Source organism: Scytonema sp. HK-05, assembly GCF_963872035.1.
GTDB lineage: Bacteria > Cyanobacteriota > Cyanobacteriia > Cyanobacteriales > Nostocaceae > Kalymmatonema.
The window spans coordinates 1-25,457 of sequence record NZ_CAWMYC010000106.1 but is presented as its reverse complement, the minus strand read 5'-3'; the positions used below and the strand labels follow the sequence as shown (position 1 = coordinate 25,457).

Below are 25,457 nucleotides of genomic sequence, written 5' to 3'. Positions count from 1 at the left end.
AATTGTTAGCATCTCGAAAGAGTGAAAACCGTTTTAAGTTTTGTGTAACTCCAAGCACAATCATCTATAGAGAAAAAATTTCTTCTGCAATTGATGGATGAATGCCGATACTTGTATCTAAATCCTTTTTAGTTGCTCCCAATTTCATGGCAAGGGCAATACTTTGAATAATTTCAGATGCATATTGACCTACCATATGAGCGCCTATGACTCGCTCTGATTTACTGTCAACCACTAACTTCAAGAGAGTTTTTTCATCTTTGTTAGTCAGACCGTAAAAAAGTGGTTTGAACTCCTGACGGTAACATTGCACTGATTCACCAAATTTTTCCCGTGCTTGAGCCTCTGTCAAACCAACTGTAGCAGCTTCAGGTATGGAAGAAACTGAAATTGGGATTAATTGATAGTTCAAAATGTGGGGATTTTTTCCAAATTCAGTATCAACAAAAGCACGAGCTTCAGCAATGGCAACAGGTGTCAATTTCATTCTATTGGTACAATCGCCAATGGCAAAAATATTCGGTTGTGTAGTGCTACTATACTTATCCACCAAAATGGCACCGTTTTGAGTCACCTCAACGCCTGCATTTTCCAAAGTTAAGTTACTTAAATTCGGTGCCATATATTTTAGGCATAAACCAGTATCTACTGTCAAATTGACATTATGATCAGCCATCAATGTCAGATTTAGACCATCTGCTAATTGTTCAAATTTTTCGACTTTAGTATTCGTGAAAATTTTTACACCATGCTTAGTCATGCTCCCTTGAACGCTTAGGGCAATATCTTCATCACAATTTGCCAAAATCATGTCTGATTCAGTAATTACAGTTACTTTAACCCCAAGCCCACTTAAACTCCCAGCAGTTTTTATAGCGACGTAATCTCCTCCAATAATTCCTATCTGCCTGGGTAATTTTTTGAAGCTAAGCAGTTCTTTTATTGAGATGGCATACTCTACCCCTGGTATATCTGGTTTGACAGGTTTTGCTCCCACCGCAATCAAAATTTTATCTGCCGTTATTTTCTGCCCATCAATATCTAAAGTGTGAGCATCTCGGAAGGTGCCATGACCCCAAATAATCTCTATTCCTAATTCTGTAAGGTATTTAGTATGTACCTCATGGAGTTGTTCCACTTTCTGGTCTTTAGCTACCTTGAATCTCGACCAGTCAAAGCTGCTATTACACTCACTCCATCCATAAGATACTGCAACAGGAAAAAGACTCGAGAAGTTAGCAGCATAAGCCATTAATTTCTCAGGAATACAGCCATAGTTAATACATGCACCACCGACAGCGACTGCTTCTGCAATTCCTACACGAGCACCATAAGAAGCAGCGCGTTTAGCAGCAGCAAGACCACCAGAACCAGCACCAATAATAAAAAGGTCGTAATCAAAGCTCATCACCGTCGCATTGCTCCAATTCAAAATTCAAAAAGAGCTAGAATTTTTAATTCTTAATTTGTAATTTCCCAAAGGGAGATGATATCTATTCTGGCTTTTTGTGCCAATTTCCATCTTCACCTTTTTGGTAATCACGCTTGACCGCACTCCATGCAACACGGAAGGCACGTTCTTCTTCGCCGTACTCTCCTTTTGCATTATTAAAGGCTGCTTGAAAAATTTCTTGGGCGTGTTTAGGAAGATGTTTTCTTATCGATTCCGGTAAATCATCAATTTCTTTATAAGGCATATATTTAACTCCTTTACCACCATACTAGGCATTGCTTCGTTTTCTTCGTGTCTACGTGCCTCAAAATATGTTTAACCGCAAAGACACGAAAAACACTAAGGTAAAGTGTCAGATGATTATGATTTTTCAACGCGCACCAAGAACATCAGGTGCTACGCGCCCATCTTTTTCTAACGCTATAAACAAATTAGCTTAACTTTCAAGTAATATATTTGATGATTGCGAAATGGTTTTAAATATAAATCTGACTCAAGATAGATAAACCTTTACCGAAAGGTGAAATTAATATGTTGTACTAAGTTTGTCTATTGGTTTTTCTTAAGGGAAGCTATATAAATGTTTGCCGTTTTCACTGATGACAAGCTTATTTTTAAGATAGTCTCACACCCAGTGGCAACCTCTCTTCAAAAGAGTATCTAAACCGTTCGTGTACTGACCTATTTTTTCAAGATTTCAAAGTCTAACAGTTTTCTCCTTGCTAACCGAGGCAAGTGTTTTTTCATGGTCTAACGCTGAAAACTTAGCTGTTTGAAAACGTTCAAGATAACAGTATAGGACAACACACTGTTTTGCAAAATTTAATCCTTTCTTTTGACAGATTTAACTAGATGAAATGTGAGTTGAATGGGAAGTGTTACGTTTCGTAGTGAACCGACTGAATAAGATTTATTTCTATCTGTTTCGCAAATTGGTAGAAACGATATTCCAGCGGGCAACTCGTAATTAAGTGAAGATTTACATGAAATTTGGAGTAACAATATGGAAAACATAAATGCGGGGAACATGACAGAGCGTTACTGCGCCCTGATTGTCGGAATGCTCTTTCTGATTTTAGGTTTGGCTGGATTTATACCAGCTTTGGTTACATTGCCTGGAACAGATGCGTCTTACGTGCCGTTCGATGCATCTCCTAGCGCCTATGCTAAGGGATTTGGCTATGTCTTTGGGTTATTTCCCACCAATTTCTTGCATAACCTTGTACATTGCGCTGTTGGAGTGTTCGGAATTGCCTCCTATAGCGATTTGAACAGTGCCCGCCTATTCAATCGTTTTTTTGCAGTTGCGTATATTGCGATCGCCATCCTGGGAGTGGTGCCCGTGGCTAACACGATGTTCAATTTAATGCCAATATTTGGTAACAATGTTTGGTTCAACGCCCTAACGGCAATAGCTGTTGCTTATTATGGCATTATTATACCAGCTAAGGTCAAGGGTGCTAGTGTATCGCAAAGTTCTTAATACCCTCTTCATCCTTAACTTTAGGGCTGTTTCATTTGGCCTTTAGACAGCCCGGAAATCCCTTTCCGGGCTACTAGGATAGTGTTGGGCTACTAAACTGAATTCCTATATAGCTTGTTGAAGCTTATACACCAGCAACAAGATTAATATCGGAAAATTGCCGCAATAGGTGTGCTAAATGGCACTTCTTCTGGGGCAACGGCGTAGACCGTACCACCGTTTAACAAGGTATGAGCAGCAACAAGATCCAACAAATCTTCATCGCCCGCTTCTTCTTCTTGGTGCAAATAAACGGTTTCTGAGGTAGGGTCAAACAATCCCCATTGCTGCTGACCAACTGCAACCAACAAGGAATCAATTCTTTGGTAATAAGCTGCCGGCACAATTTCCTTGAGTTCGTTGGATGCTTTGCCAGTATTACCACCAAACAATTCGTTAAATCGCTCTACAACCTGTTGTTGCGATTTATGGTAGTACGGTTCAACAATCGGCCAAGCTCGTTCGTGCAGTTCTTGTGCGCTGAGAATCTCTTGATTCCCACTGATACCTTCTTCGATTAAATGCTGGTAAGTATTTGCATCTCTGTAAAGAGGCAACAAGTACTCTACCCCAGCCAGCATCAAAGGCGCTGTTTGGTTTCGCAATTTCTCTTGCAATGCGCCATTAACAGCGTGAAAGAATTGCAGGATGGCTTCCTGATGCTTATCCCTGTCGGGACTACCCTGACCGTGAAACGCACCCGGCTGTGCCCCTGAGAAAGAATTGGCGGTTCCGCCTTTGGATGTAGCAATTCGGAACTGACCGTCTTGGGCAGTCTCATCATAATTGAGAGCTTCATCCAGACTTTTAGGCATATTTTCCACCTCTACCTCTTGGATGCTGTAGCGGCTTCCCTCAAAAAACCGCACATCCTTTTGACTTAAAGCCAACAGGTAGAAACGCCCATCGCCATTTAAAATCGGCAATAGTGGCTTAATGTGAAATCGGTCTGTCACCACCACCAACTCGTCAAATTGGTGAGGCAGGGTATAGTAGCGAAAAATATCTTTAGAAATAAAGACTGCTATTCCTTGCTCTCCCATTTGTTCCCAAAAATCCGAAGTATCCAGTTGATGGGCTTTTGCGAGCAATTCAACTGCATCGTTCTGCTCAACACCTGCATCAATTAAGCGAGCCTCAGCCTCTTTTATTAAATTCTTGAAGCGAATTGGGTCTTGTCGAACTTCTGGTCCGGCTGGGTGCGTCGGCATATAAATTGAAACAGAATTTTGTCTTGGCTGTTCTAGTAGTGTTTTTATTTCCTCTCTAGAAATTAATGTCATGCCATATCCCTCGTATTAACGTGAGTAGAAATTCCAAACAAAACCGCTGATATATTCAACGGTTCTATGAGAAATTTCTCCTTTGACTATTTGATCTGGATTTATTTCACGTCAAGCAAGGTTAAGTTTCATCTTTCTTATGGCAGGAAATCTAGGCATGATTTTTGTTCATATAGAGTGTAGGGCTGAAAAAATTCAAAAAATGAGTTTGAATTGACTATTCGTTAACAACCTTACACTCTTGTAGCTTATTTCCACCGAAGACTGGTCATTCAACATTAGGCGTGTTTGGGTTAATACGTTTTGAGTTCCTTCTTATGTTGTTTTCTCCTTGGTTAACAAAACCTAAAGTCACTCGTTTCATAATCCAATGCAGACCGACAAGTATGCCAAAAGTAATAGCAATAATCACCAGAGGCTGTTTGCCAAGAATGTCCTCTATTCCTTTAGTCAGCACAGCATCTGGTTGAGTCACAAAATCCCAGCTGTTAAAACGTAAGAAACGTCCCCAATAAACACCAACAGCGCAGAGAGCATGGGTAATTAACTCAACCCACAAAATCCATTGGCTCTTACCAATACGATGTAAGTAATAACCTAAATTAATTAAAGATATAACGTAAGCTTCAAATCCAGCGAAAATAACTAGCACATACAACGGGATGAGTAGAAGGGTTATTATCCAGACAGACTGAATTGTACGAATATCATCTATCAGGTGAATGATATCAGTCAGCAGGTAAGGCGCATTTGGTAAAAAAGCATAGAAAACTACAAATCCCAACCACCAAACCCAAGACTGTCCGCGCCTCCTGCGAAACAACCAAACACTTAAAGCCAAAGGTATAAAAGCTAGAAATAAGTTCCAAGTCATCCAACGCATATTGATTTGCAAGACTTGCACGACTCTGGTGATCAATTCAATGAGTTCTGCTTTCATAGCTGCTTCCTTGACAATGTGTAAATGATTATGGTTTCCCTGTATAGTTATAAGCTAGCTGATTGACAGTCAAAACTCCATTGAGTGGTAAAAATGGCTACTAGCCAAATGGTCAATCAAACACGCTAACTCACTAGTATAGCCAATGTGTCAATCAGAGCAGGTTTACCATAGAGACGTTTCTCACCTGGAATAGTGCTCTTGTGCTGGCTGTGATTATAGATTTCATCTTGCCCTCATTAAGTTCCAGAAATGATTGTAATGAGTTAATCTACAGTAGCGCCTGAGCGCTACTGCAATCCCATTGATGTCATTTTGATTGGCTACAGTACTTATTAACCTGAGATGCCAGGTCATCAGACTGCTTGGCAGCATTTGCCGCTGCTGTGAGAGCCGTATCGATTTCTCCTCTAGCCTTTTGAATTTTTATCCTACCCTCTGATGAGTCTTGTGCGTTCTTAGCTGAACCAAGAGCCTTACCTGCCTTGGCGATCAATTGACTGAAAGTCTCAAATACCTGCACAAAACGGCTCTGAAATTCTTGAAGCTTGGGATCTTTTAACTTCAGCTCCTTGATTTGTTTGGTCACAGCTTCCAAATCCTTGGATAGTTGCAAGCTTGTTGTCACCTGCTGCCCTTTATTGTTATCAATCAGTTCACTTCCTTTGTTTACGACATCAATCAGTCGCTGACATTGAGAGGCTTTGCTGTCACTACAAGCAGTAACCAAAAGGACGATGCTCAAGCTAAGAGGAACAATAACGGTATATTTACGTAAAATAGACATTAACACCCAACCATCAATAAAACCCAAACAATAGTAACTAATGATTCAGTAGTTTTTGTTGGTGTTTCGATAATTGAATTCTTTAGAATTGCTAAGGGTAGCCGAGAATTACGACATGGCTCTAGTAGTGGAGCCACTGACAACTTGAAGCTAAAACCTTTCAACGACTAAGTTCAGTAGTACTCCGGGACAGCGCAGGTGTACCGGGTTGCACGCCTGCAACCTTGAGGCGGATGCGGTAGAGACTTGTGGTTGCTGTTATGTAAAGCGTTTTGTAGTCCGAGTCGCCCCAAGCTAGATTTGTTACCACCTCAGGCACGATAATCTTGCCCAGTAGTTGACCTGCTGGGGAGAAAATCCACACTCCTTGAGGACCGCTACAGTAGACATTGCCTTGCACATCTACCTTCATACCATCGGGTACGCCAGAGTTGCTAGGTTCTTTCAATTGTGCAAAGACCTGTCCGTTAGTGAGCGTGCCATCTAAGTTGACTTGGAAGACACGGATGTGTCCTGTTTCAGAATCACTCACATACAGTTTGTTCTCATCCGTCGAAAAGGCTAGCCCATTGGGGCGCACTAAGTCTTTAGTAAGCAACATCAAAGTTCTATCTGGTGCCAGTCGATAAACGCCATAAAAGCCCAGTTCTTCTTGTTGCTTGCTAATGCCGTAGGGGGGATCAGTGAAGTAAATGCTGCCATCTGACTTGACAACAACGTCGTTGGGACTGTTGAGCCGCTTTCCAAGATAACGCTCTGCTAAGGTTATCTTGGTACCGTCTTTAGTGGTACGTACGAGGCGGCGGTCATGCTCAGCAGTAATTAACCGTCCCTGCCGATCCAATGTATTGCCGTTGGCATGTCCCGCAGGACGACGAAATATCGAAATCTTACCGTTAGGAGTCCATTTGTAGATAGTATCAGCACCGATATCACTAAACACTAGGAAGCCGGGCGGGTTCCAGAGCGGTCCTTCTGTGAAGTTAAAGCCGCCGGACACCTTTTCGACCTTGGCGTTGCTGCTCATGATGACTTGTAAGCCGCCAAAGCTATTTCCGCCGCTCTGCTGCGTGCTCAACACGGTCAGTAAGAAACTGCACAGGGCTATTAATTTACTATTAATTTAAAAATGCCCCCCCATCGCATTGAATTATTGAGAAATTCCAAGTTTAATTATATATTTCCTTGGATTGCATAATTTAGCTAAAAAATTCTTTAGATTAGGGATAAAATCGTGTTTCCTTTTATTCCATACTCAAGCTGGTTACACAGGGTGATTCAGCCCCAGTTAGCCATGCACATCCCAGATGGCTTTCTTAACTTACCTGTTATTTTTGTCACCTGGGTAATTGCGATCGCTTTAATTGCACTCGCGCTCTCGCGATCGCAAGCAGAATACCAGGAAAAAGCCGTACCCCTGATGGGAGTGTGTGCCGCTTTTATCTTTGCGGCTCAAATGATTAATTTCCCCATTCCCGGCGGCACTTCCGGACACCTTTTGGGTGGAACGCTAGCGGGAGCTTTATTAGGTCCGTGGGCTGGCTCTCTGGTGATGGTGGCGGTGTTTATCGTCCAAGCTGTTTTGTTTCAAGATGGCGGGCTGACGGTCTTAGGAGCCAACATCTTTAATATGGGATTGATTGGCACATTTGCTGGTTATTACTTATACAAAGCAATCCGGTTTGCCATTGGTCGCAATAAATTGTCAGGAATGGTAACTGGCGCAGCCGTTGCTGCCTGGACAAGTGTCATCGTTGGCTCACTTTTGTGTGCCATAGAACTGGCTATATCGGGAACAGTTCCCTTAACAGTGGCGTTGGCAGCAATGGCAACTTGGCACGTCATTATCGGTATTGGTGAGGCAGTGATCACCGTAATAGCACTGACGTTTATTTGGCGGACTCGACCGGATATGTTCTACGATCCGCCGCGCAAGGCTGTTGTCTCTCGTCCTCTCTCTCGGCATCAATAGGGATAATGCATATGAGTAATAATTCGCGATCGCGCAATCGTGCTTTTGTCATAGCTGGCTTGGGTGTTGCCCTGCTCATTGCAGTTTTCCTGTCTCCTTTTGCCAGCAAAAATCCTGATGGCTTGGATCGAGTCTCGCAGGATCTGAAATTTGAAAATAAAGCCGCTGAAGATGCACCAGCTAAAAAGCTACCCTTCTACGCTGTGTTTGAGGAATACGCCCTCAGAGGTGTACCGGAAGCCGTCGCCACACCCATAGCTGGGTTAGTCGGAACGTTAGCAGTTTTTGGCTTGGCTTGGGGTATTGGCAAATTGGTTGTGCGTGGACGTGATTCATCTCACCCTGAGTTAGATGAATCCGAGTACACTGATGATTGAGAATAAACCAGGAAACTTAATAAAAATTTAACTAGATGCTGCTGCATATTGGGGCGCTAGCTTTTGATGTCGATAGTAAACAGGTCACTCCTTGGCACAAACTTGCCCCCCGTACCCGGATACTGTGTACATTGCTGCTCGTGTTTGCCATTGTTCTAACGCCCAATGGACATTGGTGGACTTGGGCAATTTATGGCTTGGCTGTGGCAAGCGTTTTATTGCTCAGTAAAGTCACCCTCAGCGTGTTACTGAAACGCTTAGCACTTGAGTTCGGTTTTGTTGGTGTTGTGCTTTTGGGTACTTTGTTTCGGGGTGGTGGCACGGTTCTTTGGGCTTGGGGTCCGTTGCAGATTACCACAGTGGGGCTAACTGTCTTGGGTAGTGTCACACTCAAGACGCTGCTGTCGCTGCTGATGTTGAATTTGCTCACTTTAACAACTTCAGTATCGGCGCTACTCAATGCCTTGATTCAACTGCGAACCCCGCCCTTGTTGGTGGCAATTCTAGCATCAATGTATCGTTATATTGGTGTGTTGATTAACGAGTTTAACACCATGCGGCGAGCAGCAGCATCTCGCAATTTGATGAACAGCAACCGTACTATCCGCCTGGTTGTTGGTAACATGATCGGAGCGTTGTTTATCCGCACTTATGAGCGAGGTAATCGCGTTCATCAAGCGATGCTGTCACGGGGTTATCAAGGAGTCCCACCGATAGAAAAAGTACCACAGGGCGGACGGCGCGATGTTATAGCTCTGAGTTTGACTGTAATTTTGGCACTTCTTGGACAAGCAGTTTATTTAATTAAGTAGTAATCCTCTTCGATGCATCATAATCCAATAAAAATCAAGAATCTGACTTATACCTACCCTGATGGTACTCAGGCTCTCGTGGGAATTAATTTATCTATCGAAGCTGGGGAAAGGGTTGCATTAATTGGGGCGAATGGTTCGGGAAAATCTACGTTGCAGTTTCACCTCAATGGAATTATTCTGCCACAGGAAGGAGAGGTAATTATTGGTGAGTGGTCTGTAACGCCGGAAAATTTGCGAGAAATTCGGAATTTTGTTGGGCTGGTGTTTCAAAACCCAGATAATCAGCTATTTATGCCTACTGTATGGGAAGATGTTGCTTTTGGTCCGATGAATTTGGGATTACGAGACAAGGAACTCAAAGAGCAAGTTCTTCAAGCACTAGCAGCAGTTGATATTGATCCAGAATGGTATGGGCAACGCAATACTGATAATTTGTCTGGTGGTGAAAAGAAACGCATTGCGATCGCAGGCGTTTTAGCTATGAACCCGCAGGTTTTAATATTAGATGAACCTTCTGCCCAGTTAGATCCGCGATCGCGTCGCCAGTTAATTGATTTGTTGCAAACTTTGCCTCTCACTCAACTGATTGCCACTCATGATTTAGACTTAGCTTTAGAACTTTGTTCTCGCACCATTGTGTTAAGCAGAGGACAAATTGTGTTTGATGGTGAGACTGAACGGGTGATGAATGATTCAGAATTTTTGCAGGCTCACGCTTTAGAACCTCCTTTGAGCTACAGTCGCCCTTACTGTCTCATTGAACATGCACCTGTCAATCAAGTCAGTGTCCTTATGCAAGCGTAATCCAATATCTACGGTTTGCAACCCGCAGTAAGGTATAGAAAGAAATAATGAACCACAGATGGACACAGATGGACACAGATAAATTTGTACTTCATTCAATTGAGTTGCGCTATAAACCTGGTTAACGACCTTGCTTTAAAAGTAGCGAAATAAATTCAATATTCTTTGCCGTAAGCGTTCCAAAACAGGTCCCTCTTCAGCGACTCCGTCAGCAAATAACATTTCATATATGAGTGGTACTCCTAACTGTAACTCTTCTAAAATATCGCGTTGAGTAAACACATCCTGTGGCTTTCCCTCCAAAACAAGTCGTCCTTTATCCATGACAAATATCCAATCTGCCCAGCGGTAAACTAAATCAAGGTCATGAGTTGCCATCAAGATTGTTGTCCCAGCTGCATGAATCTTTTTCAGGGTTGCCATGAGGTTACGAGTATGTAACTTATCCAGATAAGCTGTAGGTTCATCTAATAGCAGTAGTTCAGGTCGTAGCACCATCACATCTGCTATGGAAACTCGCTTTTTTTGTCCCAAACTCAGATGATGAACTGGTCTTTGAGCTAGTTCAGTTAAACCAAATTCTACTAAAGCTTGCTCGACTCGCTGTTGAATTTCTACTTCTGGCAACCCCAAATTACACAAGCCGTAAGAAATATCTTCTTCAACAGTAGAAGCTACCAGTTGTTGCTCTGGATCTTGAAAAATTAACCCAACTTTTTGACGTAACTTCATCAAGGAGTTACGGTCATATTTGAGTGACTTACCTTGCCAATGCACACTACCTTTATTTGGTTTGTATAGACCATTTGCTAATAAAAATAGTGTCGTTTTACCACAACCATTCTGACCAATTAATGCACATCTTTTGTGAGCAGGAATCCGTAGTGTTAAACCATTCAGAGCCGATTGTTGCGCACCTAAATAGGTATAATGTACCTGCTCAAATTCAAGTAACCATTCCTGCATACTTCCACAATTCTAATCCTATTAATACTGCACAGCCGACAATTGCTTCTATGGTATGGCGCTTCGATTCATGATAGCGATGAGGATGCCAAACCCGCAATTCTCCACTAAAACCCCGTGCTGCTAAACTTAACGAGACTTGACGATAGTTTTCTATGGTTCGCTTTAGTAGTTGTCCAATCAACAGTGCTAAACTTTTCATCCCAGTACTAAAAGTTCGATAGCCTCCACGAGATTGTTGGGCAGTCCATAACTCGGCAGTAGTATTTAAAAGGACAAAGATAAAGCGGTACATCAGCAATAAAAGCTCAGTTAAAAGCACTGGAATTCCGATACGACGCAATGTTTGCAAAAGTTCGGAAAAGGGGATAGTTAACATGACAAAGTATAAGCAGGATAAAGAGGCGATCGCTCGCGTTAAAATTGTCAATCCCTGCTCAATACCTTTGTGACTGATGTATACATAATAAGAGCCAAAAGTCAATCCTATAATAGAGTCATGTTGCACAAAATCTAGATGAGATACCTCTATGCCATTGATTGCTAAAGCTGGCAAACTCGTTAACCAGAATAGAGTGGCAACATAGACTAATTTCAAATAAGTCTTAGCAGGAATGCCTGCATAAATCACTGTCCAAATACTCATCCAAAAGAATATCAAAACTTGAACTTGCGGATGAGCAAAGGCAGTGATTATCAGCAGGGCAGTGGCAAACAGTAATTTCTGCTCTGGCGCTAACCACCGTAAGCGATTAGTGTAAGCAAGCGTGTCAATCTGAATTTTCATTTTGTTTCTTGCTTTGTTCGGAGCGCCCTTTGTACAAACCAATCAAAAACCCAAGTGTCCCTGCACCCACGGCAGCCTGAGACGCAAATAAAAAGGTTTGCACTTCGCAACTAGCCACATTCATCAGTGGTTTAAACCAAGGTTGATATCCAGGTTGTACTTCAGTAACGGCTTTGGCAGCTCTGTCATCTGCACCCGCAAATTCAGCGTTACGGGCAAATATGAATGGTGCCGCTGCCAAAATCAGAACTCCTCCAAGTAACAGCCAGTTACTCAATCCTTTTTTAGACTGATTCATTGGTTTGAGGCTCCCGTTTGATTAATTTCAACAGTTCTAATTCTTGAGGAGTGTAAGATTGTAGCCAGTTCCACACCAGCACAGTCAGTAACCCTTCACTAATTGCTAAGGGTACTTGAGTAATGGCAAAAATTCCGGCAAACTTGGCAAGTGAGGCAAGAAATCCCCCAACTGGTGCAGGAAAAGCAAGGGCGAGTTGGATGGATGTAATGATGTATGTCAGTAAATCTGCCAAGGCTGCTGCTAAAAAGATAGCAATTTTTTGTTTACCACTGAGCCGCATTGTTAGATGATATATCCAGTAAGCGGCAAATGGCCCGGCGATCGCCATCGAAAATGCATTTGCTCCTAGTGTTGTCAAACCGCCATGCGCTAGCAGTAATGCTTGAAACAGCAAGACTAAACTACCCAGCACCGACATAGCTAAAGGTCCAAATAATACTGCGCCTAATCCTGTTCCTGTAGGATGAGCGCAGCTCCCTGTCACTGAAGGCATTTTCAAGGCTGAGAGTACGAACGTAAAAGCTCCTGCCAATGCTAGGAGTAATTTTAGTTCAGGATTAGCTTTGGTAATATGAGTTAGGGATCGTAACCCCAGAATAAAAAACGGTAATGCTACAACCCACCAAAAAATCGCCCAGCCTGGTGGTAAAAAACCTTCCATAATATGCATAGCATACGCTGGTTTGGGTAGGCACACAATGAAGTAAAAGCTTACCACTGCCATCAAGATAAGACTCACTAACCTTGATTTGCCTTTTGATTTAAGAATAATTTTTGACACGATAAGTACCTACAGATGCATCTAAAGCTTTTAGTTTAAATCGGGGGGCGTTTTGACTCAAGAATAATCTTTACTAGCAAAGGTTCCTGTTTATTTAGTCAAGTATGCAGAGGCATTTGGTGCAAGATAAGAGCTTGTCCAGTATCTCGCCTTTAGAAATATGCATCATACACCTTTTGACATTTTGTTGTTTCAAAAATAATTAAATCTATGTAACTATCGCAAGCAATAAAAAAAAATTAAAATTTTTCACGACACTACCACTTACGCACTGTACAGATTGAGCATCATGTGTATGAATGCACATCCAATCGGAAAGCGACCACAACTTGTAGGGTGGGCAGTACTGAGTAAAACCTGATGAGCCCGACATAAGTTTACGGCACTGCCCACCTGAGAGTCGAAAAATGGAAACCCATATTTGAGAACTTTGTCAATATGTAAGTCCTAGACACTTTTTAGTGTTGTACTGGCGATGCAATGTTAAGACAAGAAACCCAGAGAAATTAAGGCAATTCTAAATATAATCACTCTTATATTTTTTGTAAAACTTGAGAAATATTGACAATTATTATTGATTATTTTAGTATTCCAAAAGGAATTAATTGAAAAAAATTGGCAATTTAATTTTGCTGTAAAGTATCAATAATAACACCATGCCTAATATATTTGCTTTAGAAAAAGAAAAACTAATAAGCCGTCGTAATCTGTTGAAGCTGGGTTTAGTAGGCGCTGGTGTGAGTGGTGCGGCGTTATGGCAAATACTTAATGCACAAAGTAAGTCAATTGTGAGAGTGCCAACTCTAGAGATGGAAGCAACTTCCGGGGTTACTAACCCAGCCAAGATGCTACGGGATTTTGAATATGGCACACTAAAGCAAGAAAATGGACGCACCATCCGGGAATTTCGGTTGACTGCGGGTACTTCCACGATTCAACTCAACAATGCTGTCTCTTACAACATCTGGGATTTAAATGGTCGCATACCAGGACCGACACTGAGGGCAAAACAAGGCGATCGCATACGGGTGCTGTTCTTCAACCAGGCGGGACATTCCCACTCTTTACATTTTCACGGCGTCCACCCCTCAGAAATGGATGGTGTTCGCCCAGTTCGCCACGGTACAGCAACTATCTATGAATTTGACGCGGAACCTTATGGCGTTCACTTGTACCACTGCCATATTGAACCAGTAACCCGTCATGTTGCTAAGGGGCTATATGGAATGTTTATCATCGATCCACCCACTCCACGTCCTCCAGCTGATGAGATCGCATTAGTCATGGCTGGGTATGACGTGAATGACGATAGCCGTAACGAATATTATGCCTTCAACGGGCTGCCTGACTACTACAAGGATAATCCTATCCCCATTTACCAAAATCAGTTGATTAGGCTGTATCTTCTCAACATCATTGAATACGATCCAGCAATAACGTTTCACCTCCACGCCAACTTTTTTGACGTCTATCCCACGGGAATGACTACCAAACCCACTACTAAAACTGATGTGATTACGATGGGGATAGCGGAGCGTCACATCTTGGAATTTGCCTTTCGCTATCCGGGTATGTATATGTTTCATCCCCATCAGGATGCGATCGCAGAAAACGGCTGCATGGGTCAATTTGAAGTCATAGCTGAGAGTAACTCTCAAAAGACGGCAAAAACTTCCTGACTAGATATAGCAGTTCTCAGTAGTATTAAATACAGATTTTGTGGGGTGGGCCGGACAGCCCGCCCTGAATTAAACGCAAGAGATTGTGTCCCCCCTATGGGCGTGGAGGAGTACTGTAGCTTTAGCTCCTTTGCAGACATCTTAAAACAAATATTTTAAAGGTGACTTCTAAAGGTGACTTCCCATAACGTTCATAGTGGCTGCTTTCCACAGCAAAGCTTAGCCATGCATCGAATAATTACTTATCACTATTTTTTATTGATGAGAGATTTTGCCGTACTATGTGGTAGAACTTGTTATAGTATGGCGACAAACACAGAATTACTGAAGAAAGTTTTGACTTGAAATTTGTCAGGGATGCAGATGGGTAAAGGGTGACAATGGCTTTGTGCATCTTGAAACTCCTGTGAGGAGAAAAGCCAGTTTCTAAAAAATCGCTACCTACATGTCGTCAAAAAATCCTGATTCGACTCCTGTGCAATGACTGAACAACGATAGCACCAGTGGGTTAGAAACTCATGGTGCCAAGTGTAATATCTGGTGACATTTTTCCGATGAACATACATTTCACACATTTACTAAACTTACCTGGTGTAGCCGTAGAATCTTGTAATTTCTCTCACGATTCAGTATCTTTTCAGTTAAGTGTTTTAGCTGAAGGTACATACTGTCCGCATTGCCGTAACTACACGAAAGAATTACATCAAACCAGACCAATTGTAGTGAGAGATTTACCAGTTTATGGTAAAAAAGTGTATTTAAAAGTACCACGTCGGCAGTTTTATTGCAGAGTTTGCCAGCGATACATTACTGAGCGATTGCAGTTTATTGATTGGCGAAGGAAGTACACACGAAGGTATGAAGAGAGTATTTACTCCCAAATCAATCATGCCAACATTGAGCAGATTAGCCAACAGCAACACCTTGGTATTGAGCAAATCAAGAACATTTTTAACTACATCAGTCAAAAGCAAAAAAAACAGCATCGCTTTCAACTCAGTAAAAAGATGTTTTGCTATGAAACTCACGGAAAACAATAACAAAAAATTATCACCATTATGTCAAAGAATAAATCTATTATTTTTTTGACTGTAGATTTTTTCCGTAAAAGTATGTATGCTCAAATAAGTGTGTAAAACGCATTAAAAAAGTATACACTTTCGAGAAGTTTCTCTTAAGTACCAGGGCACCCCATTTACCTAATGGGAGGGGACTTCCTAATTTAGATTCCCTCATCATCAATAATTGTTTGTTGAACACCAACTGAGGATTTGTTATGGTGGGGAATTCACGTGTTGATTCAATTTTTGGGGAATTTTCAAAGCAGCTACATATTGCTAAAGTTGCAATTAATAGACTAAACTTATTGTCTGTTAGGATGTTTCTATTTTTGCCCTTATTCAACCTATTGCATCTTAGTCCTTGTCATGAATGGATGGGAATAGTTGACGGTTTGAGAGCATTACGTGCAAGGCTCGTTGTACACACAGGACATTTAGCATTTCCATTACTTTGCAGAGTGAGTAAAATTTTCCCTCAAATGCGTACCCTAACATTTTGGTCAACTGTTGCTGCATTTTTGGGTATTGCAACTGGCAACTTACCATATATGCATTACATTGCAGATTGTCACCTCAACAGTGTGCGGGCTTGGCTAAAAGAAAACTCCTCGATATTTTTTGCATTCATAAAATTTTTTCGCAAATCATGTTAAATCTTTGATACTTAACGGCAAGTTGAAACAGCGTCTCATCAAATAACAAGATTTGCAGCCACAGGCTGAAAAAGGAATATACAGTTTTCAATTTCTCCCAGTTGTGTTCCCCCCTTGCAAGCTACCTTATTCGGTATCGCAAGGGGGGTTTACTTTAGTAGGACTTACAACACTGATTCTATGATTAGAACATAATGTGCCTCCGACTGTCGGTCAGGAGAGTGGCTTTGTTGTTTATCTGGGAAAGGCAGAGGGCAGAGGGCAGAGGGCAGAAGGGAGGAATAAGTATTGAAGGCAACAAGTAATACCCTCTATTCCGTTTGACCTCTGCCAATGGGGTATAAAACCCCACTGTCTACACGCTGTCTACAATCGGTTGGGGTCAGAATCCCCATCCGATTGAGCCTTCTGCCCTCTGCCTCCAGCAAAGCTGCCTTCTTCAATCTTTCGTACCTAGCCTAATTCCTTTACAGCCTCAAATATGCAGATGTAGCATCAGCTGGTAATAAAGAAAATTGCCGCCCTATAAGCATTTCAGTGATTCAAAAACTGAGAATTGTTATGAAATCATGGTTAAAATCTTAGCAAATAGTTGAAAAATAATCTCATTTATGAGAAAGTATCATAGCAAAATGTAAGACACACTGTCAAATCCATCGATCAATACTCGTTTGAATGTTTTAATGATTACCTTTCAAATACTCATAGGAGCAAGAATGATAAAATTCCGTTACATCTGTTTAACTATTGCTACTGCAGCAATCTTCGCTCTAAGTTCCTGTAACGGTACACCAACGGCAGAAAATTCTACTACGCCTGCTGCGAACTCCAGTCCCCAGGCTACTGAAGCAGTGAGTCACAGTGGACACGGTAACAAAAAGAAAATCAACATCAATAACGCGATCTTGTCGGAGTTGGATAAGTTTGAAGCGCAGCTTGGTGTGCCTGCACTATCGCACAAAATTCAGGCGAGTCGTCCCTACATCAGTCCTGAGGATTTAGTCTCTAAAAAAGTGATCACTCAGGAGCAATTTGACCAAATTAAAGATCAGGTGACTATCCAGGAAGTGGTTCTGACTGGAGAAGCAAAAGATGTTGACTACATGACGAAACTCGGGTTAATGAAAGGACACCTTTTGGTAGCAAAAGAACTGTTGGATCAGAATCAGCCGAAACAGGCGGAACCTCACATTGGACATCCAGTTGAAGAGATTTATGTTGATGTAGAACAGCAATTGAATGACCGTAAAGTCAAAGAGTTTAAGACATCTTTGATTAGTTTGCAAGATTTTGTCAAATCTAACCCTAAAAATGCCAAGGTGAAAACTGATTTTGCCTCTTCCATGCAATCTATTGATAACGCTGTGACAGCTTTAGGAGCAGATCAGCGATCGCAACCTAGATTCGTGCTACAGGTGATGAACGGGTTGCTAGATGCAGCTAACTCAGAATATGGTGCAGCGATCGCAGATGGTAAAATTTCTGCAGCCATTGAGTATCAAGATTCCCGTGGCTTTATCAACTATGCTAACGACTTATACAAAGGGATTGCTAGCAAAATGGCTAAAGACCATCCCCAAGAACACAAAGCGATTGAAACTAGTATGACTCAACTGGCAACAGTTTGGCCCTCTGCAATTCCACCAGCTAAACCAGTCAAAACTCCTGAAGATGTCACCACCCTGGTGAAAACCATTGAACAAAATTCTCAAAAAGTGATTGATAGTTCCAGCACGCAAGCGCAGCGATAGCATTTTGAATTGTTTGTAGTGATACTTGGCTGACATTTTACTCTCACTCAAAACTTTAAAGTGAGTAAGCAGTGAACAAAGAGTCAGGAGTTAAGAGTTGGGTGAACCTGGATTGCCTCAGCTTTAACCCCTTGATTGTGAACCAACAAACCATAACTCATCACTCTTCACTCATTAGTTAAGAAACTTCGACGTATCACTAGAATTAGCAACATGATGCAAGAGCTTGATTACAAAAAAACAATCGACCTGCTAAACTCAATCATGGAGTGCGAGCTAGCAGGAGTAGTGCGTTATACTCACTATTCCTTAATGGTAACTGGTCCTTACCGCATTCCCATTGTGGATTTTTTTAAAGCACAGGCTACTGAGTCTTTACTTCATGCCCAACAAGTAGGAGAAATTCTCACAGGTATAGAAGGACATCCCAGCTTGAGAATTTCTCCCATCGAAGAAACTTATAAGCATTCAATCAAGGATATCTTGGCAGAAAGCTTAGTACACGAGAAAAAAGCACTTGAATTGTACAAACACCTGCTTGAAACTGTTAGCAATGCTAGCATTTATATCGAAGAGTTTGCCCGTAATATGATTGGTCAGGAAGAGATGCATAATCTCGAACTGAAGAAAATGTTACGCGATTTCACTGAATAGTTATTAGTGATAAGTCCTTAGTCATTAGTAAAAATTAAGGGACTAATGGCTAAGGATCAAGGACAAAAGACAAAGGATAAAGAATGAACTTTAGTGCTGCCTTACCTACTTTTGTGATTACGCTCCGAGAAGGAGTAGAAGCTGCTCTCGTAGTCGGCATTGTGCTGGCTTTGCTAAAAAAAGCTAAACAATCGCGCCTCAACCCTTGGGTTTATGCTGGTGTCGGCGTTGGCATTATTGTCAGTGCATTTATAGGTTTTTTGTTCACTTGGATAGTTCAAGCACTAAGTGCAATTAATCCCCAGTATTCATCAGTGGTTGAGCCATTGATGGAAGGTGTGTTCAGCTTATTAGCAATTGTTATGCTCAGCTGGATGCTCATTTGGATGACCAAGCAAGCCAGATTTATGAAAGCTCAGGTTGAGGGAGCCGTAACAGGTGCTTTAAAACAGGATTCATATGCTGGTTGGGGTGTTTTTAGTTTAGTATTTATTGCCGTTGTACGCGAAGGCTTTGAAACTGTTCTGTTCATCGCTGCTAACTTTCAACAAGGGCTGATTCCCAGCCTTGGCGCTATTGGTGGTATTGCAGTCGCAGCTGCAATTGGCGTGCTGTTATTTCAATGGGGCGTTAAAATTAACATTCGCCAATTTTTTCAGGTCATGGGGGTTTTCTTAGTGTTGATTGTCGCTGGGTTAGTGATGACGGCTTTGCATAAGTTCGACGAAGCTTTTACTACCCTTGCTCTGAGCAATCGCGCCTCAGAAAGTCTTTGCTTTTATTACGAACGGTTTACTAAAATCCACTCTTGTATATTGGGCCCAATGGTTTGGGATACTTCCAAGATTTTACCCGACGAACAGTTCCCTGGCGTTGTTCTCAAAGCCTTATTTGGCTATAGACAATATTTGTATGTTGTGCAAGCAGTGGGATATGTTGTGTTTTTGGTAACGGTTGGTGGTTTATATTTCCGCAGCATCATGGGTGCAGGAAGTGGTAGCGCAAAAAATCAGCCAGTAGCACAGAAATCAATGGGTTCTCTCAAGGATTGAACAATGGATAATAGGTTAGTAGTGAGCGCAAAGAGCGCTCATTACAAGCCGAATTCCCAATAACCAATTCCCAATGAGTAAGATTTGTGTCAAAGAGTTATTTATTCATCCATTTAAAGGGTTAAGTCCCCAGAACTGCAGTAGCGTTGAGGTGCAAGTTGGACATGGCATCAAGGGCGATCGCTCTTTTGCTTTAATGTTCCAAGAAGATGCACAACATCCCGACTCTACAAAAGTGCCGTGGATGAAAAAGCACAACTTCGCCATGCAAAATGACTGGGCAGGACTTGCAGCGTTAGATTGTTCCTACGAAGCAGCCACTGGTACTTTAACAGTCAAGCGCAAAGGCGTAGAGTTATTAGTTGGTGATACGAATAGCCCAACAGGACGCGATCGCATTGCTACCTTTTTCACAGGATACCTCGCAGGAATTTATCCCACTCAGGCAGCTAGACATCCAAACCGCGCACCTTTGCAGCTTGTGGGAGAGTATGGCAAAAGTCGGTATCCCGACCGGGAAGCCGTGCATATTTCTCTTGTCAGTCAAGCAACTCTTGACAATTTAAGTGAGTTAGCCGGACTTCAGGTAGATGTCCGGCGTTTCCGCCCCAATATTGTTTTAGATGGTGTACCCGCCTGGGGAGAATTTGACTGGGTGGGCAAAGAAATGCAACTTGGTTCAGCCCGAATTGCCATTACAGCGCGGATTAATCGCTGCTTAAATATTGATGTCAATCCAGAAACGGGAGAACGAGATATCTCCCTGCTGACTCTGCTGAAAAAGCATTTTCAACACACACAGACGGGAGTTTTGGCACAGGTTATTGAAAGTGGTAGTGTGGCAATTGGCGACATTATGACACAACTTTCAGAATGAACAAAATGCAACAGCACAAAGAGTGAGCTAACTCTGGTCACTTTGGAGGATGTTCTATTTTGCTGTTTCAAGTCAAAATGTTAAGTTTGAAAGCCTTAACGTAGATACTTTTTAGATAAATTATGACAAACGAGCTAACCGTTCGCCAAATCCTATTGGATAATGATGCGGGATTACTACCCTATCTTCGTCACCAACTCCAAACAGAGGAATTTTCACACTTTCGAGCGCAGTTCGGTTTTCATGTAGACGAGTTTCATACCCAAGTTAGTAAGAACGATGATTTTTCAGAAGCTCAAACTACGCTCAAGATCACTTTAAAGATATTGATTGTTGTAGACAGCCAAACGGATCCAGATGATGCAACACTACATGCGCTTGAGTTTCAACAGATATTGGATGCTTTACTCATTAATTGGAGCCAGCGCAGCGAGCAGTTGATAAAACCAATTTCAGAGATTAAAGGGGCGTTCAGCAACTTAGAAGAAATACCTTATCACGGCGGCTATCTTCCTGGTTTTGAAATCCAATGCAAGTTTGCTTTAACCTACAATGCTGTCACTACACTCTTGATGGGGGAAGAGGAGCCAACCAACAAACAACAATCCACCTTGTACAACCCAGGCGATCGCACTCCCATAAGCGGACAGTACGAACTCATCAACTCTAATGGAGAAGGTACGGGGCAAGAGGTGACATCAACCTCTGGGCGTCCCTTTCCTCCAACTCCTGAACCTAACCAGTCATACAAGTTAGTTGACCCCACAAAGCACAAAAAGCGTAACAGGCATTGAGCCGATTAACGCAACGACTCAAAAATGACTGTTGTTGCTATCAGACAAAACAGGATAAGTCCCAACCGCCCAACCCAATCGAATACCAACGGTAGGATAACGGCAATATTTACTACCCCAAAACTTATTGACACAACATAGGCGATCGCCAAGCCAAAGAATTCATTAACGCCAAGATTAACGCTAGGGGCAAACCAACAACCTTGTTTCTCGACAGAGATTTGCTAGCTGTAGATCTATTAAGCTTCTCAGGTCTAAAGACACTGAGATTTCTGAAGAGTCCATAAAAGAACTTTCTTAGGCTGACTTAAACAACCTCTACTGATTCCGGCTAAGTCAAACTTAGCCATCATCGCTACTTTACGGATGATATTGGCAGCCCCATTGCAGTCTGCATTTATCTTGATTCCGATTGAAGTTTTAAACAGACCGCGATTTGTTCTAATACCGCTACTTTTCCACCCTATGCGCCCTTCGGCGCACGCTGCGCTATCGGGTTTTTCACCGAATCTAGGTAGAGCATCATTGTCTAGGAAACTAGCTTTTGATGTATAGCTTTCTTCGGTTTCAATAAAATGTATTCCGTATTGTTCACATAGTTGTTCAATACGGTTTTTTAGTTTTGATGTTGGGATTTGAACAAATTTTTGATTGTTCTTTTTTCCCATATCAGCCCCGTCTTTCTGTCCTTGATTCCAACCGAATACGATTGAACCTATTTTATTATCGAAGCAGTGGTTAATTACAATTCTTGCAGCTTTATTCACAGCATCGCGCATTTGGGGATTATGCTTTTCTGTAATCGCTGCAAGCCTGTTAGACCAAAAACCTTGAGGTTTGTTATCTTTGATTTTGGCAATAGATTTGTTGTACCACTGATTTAATGATTTGAGATATAAGCCATCAACGATAAACGAAGTCCCAACATTGGAAACACAAGTTAGCCAATTGTTTAATCCGTGGTCGATTCCAAGTACTTTAGACTTGTCAGATTCAACAACCGACAATTCGGTTTTGTAAACAAACTCAGCATAAAAACACCTATTCCTCGGAAGAATTCTAATTTCTCTAATAGTTTTAAAGTCTAAGTTACTTGGCATTGGTAGATAAAAAGCATCTACGCCAAACCACGCTTTTACCAAGCTACCCAATGGAAAACGTAGCATTCCATCTTTCAGTTTAACTGAACGCCCCGTAAAAGTAGCGAGTGCCAAACCTCGAGATTTACGGTAACTTGGCAGTCTTGGTTTTTGTGTAACTGTCCCCTTTTTTATACCATTCAACAATCCAACATAAGATTTAAAAGATTCAGCTACGCCAGTTAATATCTGCTGCGCTGTATCTGAGTACAAAGCTTGATAGTGTTTGTTTTGTTGGATAGTTCCAAGTTGTTTGTGTAAATCAACCTTAGTTGGGAATTTACTAGTCTTAAAGTAGTATTGACGACTGTAGTAAACACCGCAATTGATTAAACTATTTGCCTCTGTACAGACATATTCGAGTAATGCCTTTAAATCCTTATCTGGAGTAATTAAAACTTGTTGGCATCCATAAGACATTGTTCTGACTCGCAAACTTGCGTTATTGTTAGTATATCAACATTTACAACAAAAATTAATGCCATTTCAAAAAGAAAACAAACTAGGTTTTACCAGTAGTCAACCATTCGATAAAGACCCGGTTTGTTTCAAGGTTATGCCTGGTTTTAAGGAAAAGTTAAAAGCCGTTCCTAATTGGCAAGAGCGGCTTAGGGAATTTGTCAATAAACTTATTGATGAGGCAAAAGATTGAATGCGACGCGCATTCGCTCGTGTCGCTTGCCTCTCAGCACGCTCTGTGACTGAGCTTCCCGCATACCGCGTTTCCTGTGAAAAGAGAAGATATGCGATCGCTCCTTTAGAGGATTTTGCTGGTATTTAATTGGATAATTGAATAGTATCTATCCTCAGTTGTTGCTACCATAACTCCGTCGTCGATGAAAAAAACTCGTCGAAAAGTCCCAAAACCTCGGATGATTAACAACTGCGACGGCGGCTTCAACGTCGTGCGTATAGGTGCATCCAACTACCGTTGGCGTGACCCATATCATTTGCTACTCACTCTTTGCTGGTACAAAACATTAGGAATTATCAGTTTAGGGTATATACTTGCTAATGCCTTGTTTGCCTTTGCGTATATTCTAGGAGGGGATGGTATTGAAAATGCGCGTCCGGGTAACTTCTTCGACGCCTTTTTCTTCAGTGTCCAGACGATGGCATCAATCGGCTATGGAGCGATGTATCCCAAAACACTGTATGCCAATGTCTTAGTGACTATCGAAGCGCTGTTGGGGCTGATAGGATTGGCGATGGCAACCGGGCTTATGTTTGCCCGGTTTTCTCTTCCCAAAGCACGAGTCATGTTTAGCCGTGTAGCAGTCCTGGCTCCCTATAACGGTATACCAACTTTGATGTTCCGGGTTGCCAACGAACGCCAAAACTGGATTTTAGAAGCACAAGTCAAGGTGAGTTTGGTACGTAGCGAAATTACGAAAGAAGGTGATATGCTACGTCGATTTTACGATATGTCCCTGGTTCGCAGTCAGTCACCACTTTTTGCCTTGACTTGGACTGTCATGCACCCAATCGACGAAAGTAGTCCTTTGTATGGAGTCACACCAGAAGCGATCGTTGAAGATGATATGGAAATCGTGGTCACTCTGACTGGGCTTGATGAAACGGTAACTCAGACTATCCATGCCCGTCACTCGTATGTCGGTGAGGAAATTCTTTGGAATATGCGGTTTATCGATATTTTGTCCAAGACACGGGATGGCAGGCGCAGTATTAATTACACCCGCTTTCATGATGTCATGCCGATTGGAGATTAAGCTGCATTTAGTTGCTGAGTTAACCAGTTGCGGAAACTGGAATGATACAAGCTGTAACGGGTTTTTCCTTCTATGGGTTCCACTTGTAAGAACTCCAGCCAATTCTCTAACACTTCCTCTATATCAAATTCATCTTCATTAATGGTTTGGGCAATATCTTCCGCAGACACACCTCCCACCTTTTTAAGGGGTAGCAGGTGGTATTGATCAGGGTTGGGGGTCGAGGTGGAGTGTTCATGGTTACGCCTCCATTCCTTCGAGGCGCAGGAAATGTATGCGTCCTGTTGCGTCGCCTACTGCAATTGTCACCCCATCCCGTGCAACCGCACAGCAAAGTAACGCACCATCCACAGTGAAACTAGTAATGACCTCCCCCGTTTCCAGATTCCAGACTTTGAGTGTGTTGTCCCATGAACCAGAAATCACGTACTTGGCACCAGGGGTGACGGCGACTGCTTGAACCGAGGCGCTATGACCAGTGAGGGTAGATTTCTCCTGTCCCGTTTCCAGATTCCAGATTTTGAGTGTGTTGTCACTTGAACCAGAAATCACGTACTTGCCATCAGGGGTGAGTGCGACGGCATAAACCCAGTGGCTATGACCAGTGAGGGTAGATTTCTCCTGTCCCGTTTCCAGATTCCAAACTTTGAGTGTGTTGTCCCTGGAACCAGAAATCACGTACTTGCCATCAGGGGTGAGTACGACTGCTTCAACTGAGTTGCTATGACCAGTGAGGGTAAACTTCTCCTGTCCCGTTTCCAGATTCCAAACTTTGAGTGTGTTGTCCCTGGAACCAGAAATCACGTACTTGGCATCAGGGGTGACGGCGACTGCTTGAACCGAGGCGCTATGACCAGTGAGGGTAGATTTCTCCTGTCCCGTTTCCAGATTCCAGATTTTGAGTGTGTTGTCACTTGAACCAGAAATCACGTACTTGCCATCAGGGGTGAGTGCGACTGCATAAACCCAGTGGCTATGACCAGTGAGGGTAGATTTCTCCTGTCCCGTTTTCAGATTCCAGACTTTGAGTGTGTTGTCACTTGAACCAGAAATCACGTACCTGCCATCAGGGGTGAGTGCAACTGCTTCAACTGAGTTGCTATGACCAGTGAGGGTAGATTTCTCCTGTCCCGTTTCCAGATTCCAGATTTTGAGTGTGTTGTCACTTGAACCAGAAATCACGTACCTGCCATCAGGGGTGAGTGCAACTGCATGAACCGAGTCGCTATGACCAGTGAGGGTAGATTTCTCCTGTCCCGTTTCCAGATTCCAGATTTTG

At 42.3% G+C, this 25,457-nt stretch carries 28 protein-coding genes; 15 read left to right on the top strand and 13 right to left on the bottom strand.

What is annotated here, in order from left to right; genetic code table 11:
• Nucleotides 1-64: 64 nt before the first annotated feature.
• A complete protein-coding gene (gene gorA / locus AACT52_RS19800; protein ID WP_073632993.1) occupies nt 65-1,408 on the bottom strand; it encodes a glutathione-disulfide reductase in 1,344 nt (447 codons plus the stop codon).
• Nucleotides 1,409-1,493: 85 nt separating this feature from the next.
• Nucleotides 1,494-1,697 carry a ChaB family protein gene (locus tag AACT52_RS19795; RefSeq protein ID WP_073632992.1) on the bottom strand — a complete coding sequence of 68 codons (204 nt, stop codon included), beginning with the start codon at nt 1,695-1,697 and terminating at the stop codon, nt 1,494-1,496.
• Nucleotides 1,698-2,456: 759 nt separating this feature from the next.
• Here AACT52_RS19795 and AACT52_RS19790 point away from each other — a divergent pair.
• Nucleotides 2,457-2,936, top strand: coding sequence for a DUF4383 domain-containing protein (locus tag AACT52_RS19790; protein WP_073632991.1), 480 nt, complete (start codon nt 2,457-2,459; stop codon nt 2,934-2,936).
• 143 nt (nt 2,937-3,079) lie between these two features.
• On the opposite strand, the gene AACT52_RS19785 is transcribed toward AACT52_RS19790, so the two are convergent.
• The 4 genes from AACT52_RS19785 to AACT52_RS19770 all read right to left on the bottom strand — a co-directional run bounded on the left by AACT52_RS19785 (nt 3,080) and on the right by AACT52_RS19770 (nt 7,066).
• Nucleotides 3,080-4,258, bottom strand: a complete 1,179-nt coding sequence (locus AACT52_RS19785) for a baeRF7 domain-containing protein (protein WP_073632990.1) — start codon at nt 4,256-4,258, stop codon at nt 3,080-3,082.
• A gap of 268 nt (nt 4,259-4,526) precedes the next feature.
• Nucleotides 4,527-5,198 (bottom strand): DUF1361 domain-containing protein, encoded by a 672-nt coding sequence (locus tag AACT52_RS19780; protein ID WP_073632989.1) that lies wholly within the window; start codon nt 5,196-5,198, stop codon nt 4,527-4,529.
• Between the two features lie 310 nt (nt 5,199-5,508).
• Nucleotides 5,509-5,985 carry a hypothetical protein gene (locus AACT52_RS19775; protein WP_073633037.1) on the bottom strand — a complete coding sequence of 159 codons (477 nt, stop codon included), beginning with the start codon at nt 5,983-5,985 and terminating at the stop codon, nt 5,509-5,511.
• A 160-nt stretch (nt 5,986-6,145) separates the two neighbouring features.
• Nucleotides 6,146-7,066 (bottom strand): SMP-30/gluconolactonase/LRE family protein, encoded by a 921-nt coding sequence (locus tag AACT52_RS19770; RefSeq protein ID WP_233154009.1) that lies wholly within the window; start codon nt 7,064-7,066, stop codon nt 6,146-6,148.
• Between the two features lie 153 nt (nt 7,067-7,219).
• Here AACT52_RS19770 and cbiM point away from each other — a divergent pair, with 153 nt between their 5' ends.
• From cbiM to AACT52_RS19750, 4 genes are read left to right on the top strand one after another with little or no spacing between them, the layout of a single operon-like run.
• Entirely contained in the window at nt 7,220-7,957 is a 738-nt protein-coding gene (gene cbiM / locus AACT52_RS19765; protein WP_073632987.1) for a cobalt transporter CbiM, read from the top strand.
• An 11-nt stretch (nt 7,958-7,968) separates the two neighbouring features.
• The gene (locus tag AACT52_RS19760) at nt 7,969-8,334 is read left to right on the top strand and encodes a PDGLE domain-containing protein (RefSeq protein ID WP_073633036.1); all 366 of its coding nucleotides are present in this window, start codon (nt 7,969-7,971) and stop codon (nt 8,332-8,334) included.
• A 35-nt stretch (nt 8,335-8,369) separates the two neighbouring features.
• Nucleotides 8,370-9,146, top strand: a complete 777-nt coding sequence (gene cbiQ, locus AACT52_RS19755) for a cobalt ECF transporter T component CbiQ (RefSeq protein WP_073632986.1) — start codon at nt 8,370-8,372, stop codon at nt 9,144-9,146.
• Nucleotides 9,147-9,158: 12 nt separating this feature from the next.
• Nucleotides 9,159-9,953: an energy-coupling factor ABC transporter ATP-binding protein gene (locus AACT52_RS19750; protein ID WP_073632985.1), complete on the top strand. Its 795-nt coding sequence runs from the start codon at nt 9,159-9,161 to the stop codon at nt 9,951-9,953.
• Nucleotides 9,954-10,088: 135 nt separating this feature from the next.
• Here the strand turns inward: AACT52_RS19750 and AACT52_RS19745 are convergent, their stop codons facing one another.
• From AACT52_RS19745 to AACT52_RS19730, 4 genes are read right to left on the bottom strand one after another with little or no spacing between them, the layout of a single operon-like run.
• Nucleotides 10,089-10,919 carry an energy-coupling factor ABC transporter ATP-binding protein gene (locus AACT52_RS19745; protein ID WP_073632984.1) on the bottom strand — a complete coding sequence of 277 codons (831 nt, stop codon included), beginning with the start codon at nt 10,917-10,919 and terminating at the stop codon, nt 10,089-10,091.
• Nucleotides 10,900-11,706, bottom strand: coding sequence for a cobalt ECF transporter T component CbiQ (gene cbiQ, locus AACT52_RS19740; RefSeq protein WP_073632983.1), 807 nt, complete (start codon nt 11,704-11,706; stop codon nt 10,900-10,902). The genes AACT52_RS19745 and cbiQ (AACT52_RS19740) overlap by 20 nt, the downstream gene beginning before the upstream one ends.
• Nucleotides 11,690-12,004: an energy-coupling factor ABC transporter substrate-binding protein gene (locus AACT52_RS19735; RefSeq protein WP_073632982.1), complete on the bottom strand. Its 315-nt coding sequence runs from the start codon at nt 12,002-12,004 to the stop codon at nt 11,690-11,692. The genes cbiQ (AACT52_RS19740) and AACT52_RS19735 overlap by 17 nt, the downstream gene beginning before the upstream one ends.
• Nucleotides 11,991-12,731 (bottom strand): energy-coupling factor ABC transporter permease, encoded by a 741-nt coding sequence (locus AACT52_RS19730; protein WP_198940964.1) that lies wholly within the window; start codon nt 12,729-12,731, stop codon nt 11,991-11,993. Before AACT52_RS19730 ends, AACT52_RS19735 begins: the two co-directional genes overlap by 14 nt.
• Before the next feature lie 713 nt (nt 12,732-13,444).
• Between AACT52_RS19730 and AACT52_RS19725 the strand changes: the two genes are divergently transcribed.
• From AACT52_RS19725 to AACT52_RS19695, 7 genes are all read left to right on the top strand, one after another.
• Nucleotides 13,445-14,467, top strand: coding sequence for a multicopper oxidase domain-containing protein (locus AACT52_RS19725; protein WP_073632981.1), 1,023 nt, complete (start codon nt 13,445-13,447; stop codon nt 14,465-14,467).
• 554 nt (nt 14,468-15,021) lie between these two features.
• The gene (locus tag AACT52_RS19720) at nt 15,022-15,507 is read left to right on the top strand and encodes a transposase family protein (RefSeq protein ID WP_073632980.1); all 486 of its coding nucleotides are present in this window, start codon (nt 15,022-15,024) and stop codon (nt 15,505-15,507) included.
• Between the two features lie 1,390 nt (nt 15,508-16,897).
• Nucleotides 16,898-17,932 (top strand): ComEA family DNA-binding protein, encoded by a 1,035-nt coding sequence (locus tag AACT52_RS19715; RefSeq protein ID WP_073632978.1) that lies wholly within the window; start codon nt 16,898-16,900, stop codon nt 17,930-17,932.
• A gap of 216 nt (nt 17,933-18,148) precedes the next feature.
• Nucleotides 18,149-18,586 (top strand): ferritin-like domain-containing protein, encoded by a 438-nt coding sequence (locus tag AACT52_RS19710; protein ID WP_073632977.1) that lies wholly within the window; start codon nt 18,149-18,151, stop codon nt 18,584-18,586.
• Between the two features lie 83 nt (nt 18,587-18,669).
• On the top strand, nt 18,670-19,638 hold the full coding sequence (locus tag AACT52_RS19705; RefSeq protein ID WP_073632976.1) for an FTR1 family iron permease: 969 nt from the start codon (nt 18,670-18,672) through the stop codon (nt 19,636-19,638).
• Nucleotides 19,639-19,711: 73 nt separating this feature from the next.
• Nucleotides 19,712-20,515, top strand: a complete 804-nt coding sequence (locus AACT52_RS19700) for an MOSC domain-containing protein (protein WP_073632975.1) — start codon at nt 19,712-19,714, stop codon at nt 20,513-20,515.
• Nucleotides 20,516-20,637: 122 nt separating this feature from the next.
• Nucleotides 20,638-21,309 carry a hypothetical protein gene (locus AACT52_RS19695; protein WP_233154008.1) on the top strand — a complete coding sequence of 224 codons (672 nt, stop codon included), beginning with the start codon at nt 20,638-20,640 and terminating at the stop codon, nt 21,307-21,309.
• Between the two features lie 254 nt (nt 21,310-21,563).
• On the opposite strand, the gene AACT52_RS19690 is transcribed toward AACT52_RS19695, so the two are convergent.
• Nucleotides 21,564-22,868, bottom strand: coding sequence for an RNA-guided endonuclease InsQ/TnpB family protein (locus tag AACT52_RS19690; protein ID WP_073632974.1), 1,305 nt, complete (start codon nt 22,866-22,868; stop codon nt 21,564-21,566).
• Between the two features lie 58 nt (nt 22,869-22,926).
• Here AACT52_RS19690 and AACT52_RS19685 point away from each other — a divergent pair, with 58 nt between their 5' ends.
• Genes AACT52_RS19685 through AACT52_RS19675 form a run of 3 tightly spaced genes read left to right on the top strand, consistent with a single transcriptional unit; the run spans nt 22,927 to nt 24,178 of the window.
• Complete coding sequence (locus AACT52_RS19685; RefSeq protein WP_198940961.1) at nt 22,927-23,100, top strand: hypothetical protein; 174 nt, start codon at nt 22,927-22,929, stop codon at nt 23,098-23,100.
• A complete protein-coding gene (locus AACT52_RS19680) occupies nt 23,101-23,229 on the top strand; it encodes a hypothetical protein (protein ID WP_272937112.1) in 129 nt (42 codons plus the stop codon).
• A 55-nt stretch (nt 23,230-23,284) separates the two neighbouring features.
• Complete coding sequence (locus AACT52_RS19675; RefSeq protein ID WP_073632973.1) at nt 23,285-24,178, top strand: ion channel; 894 nt, start codon at nt 23,285-23,287, stop codon at nt 24,176-24,178.
• On the opposite strand, the gene AACT52_RS19670 is transcribed toward AACT52_RS19675, so the two are convergent.
• Together AACT52_RS19670 and AACT52_RS19665 are read right to left on the bottom strand one after the other, a co-directional pair.
• Nucleotides 24,175-24,348 (bottom strand): hypothetical protein, encoded by a 174-nt coding sequence (locus tag AACT52_RS19670; protein ID WP_158054699.1) that lies wholly within the window; start codon nt 24,346-24,348, stop codon nt 24,175-24,177. The genes AACT52_RS19675 and AACT52_RS19670 overlap by 4 nt on opposite strands.
• Before the next feature lie 70 nt (nt 24,349-24,418).
• The coding region (locus AACT52_RS19665) for a WD40 repeat domain-containing protein (RefSeq protein WP_143172828.1) at nt 24,419-25,457 on the bottom strand (1,039 nt) is incomplete at its 5' end.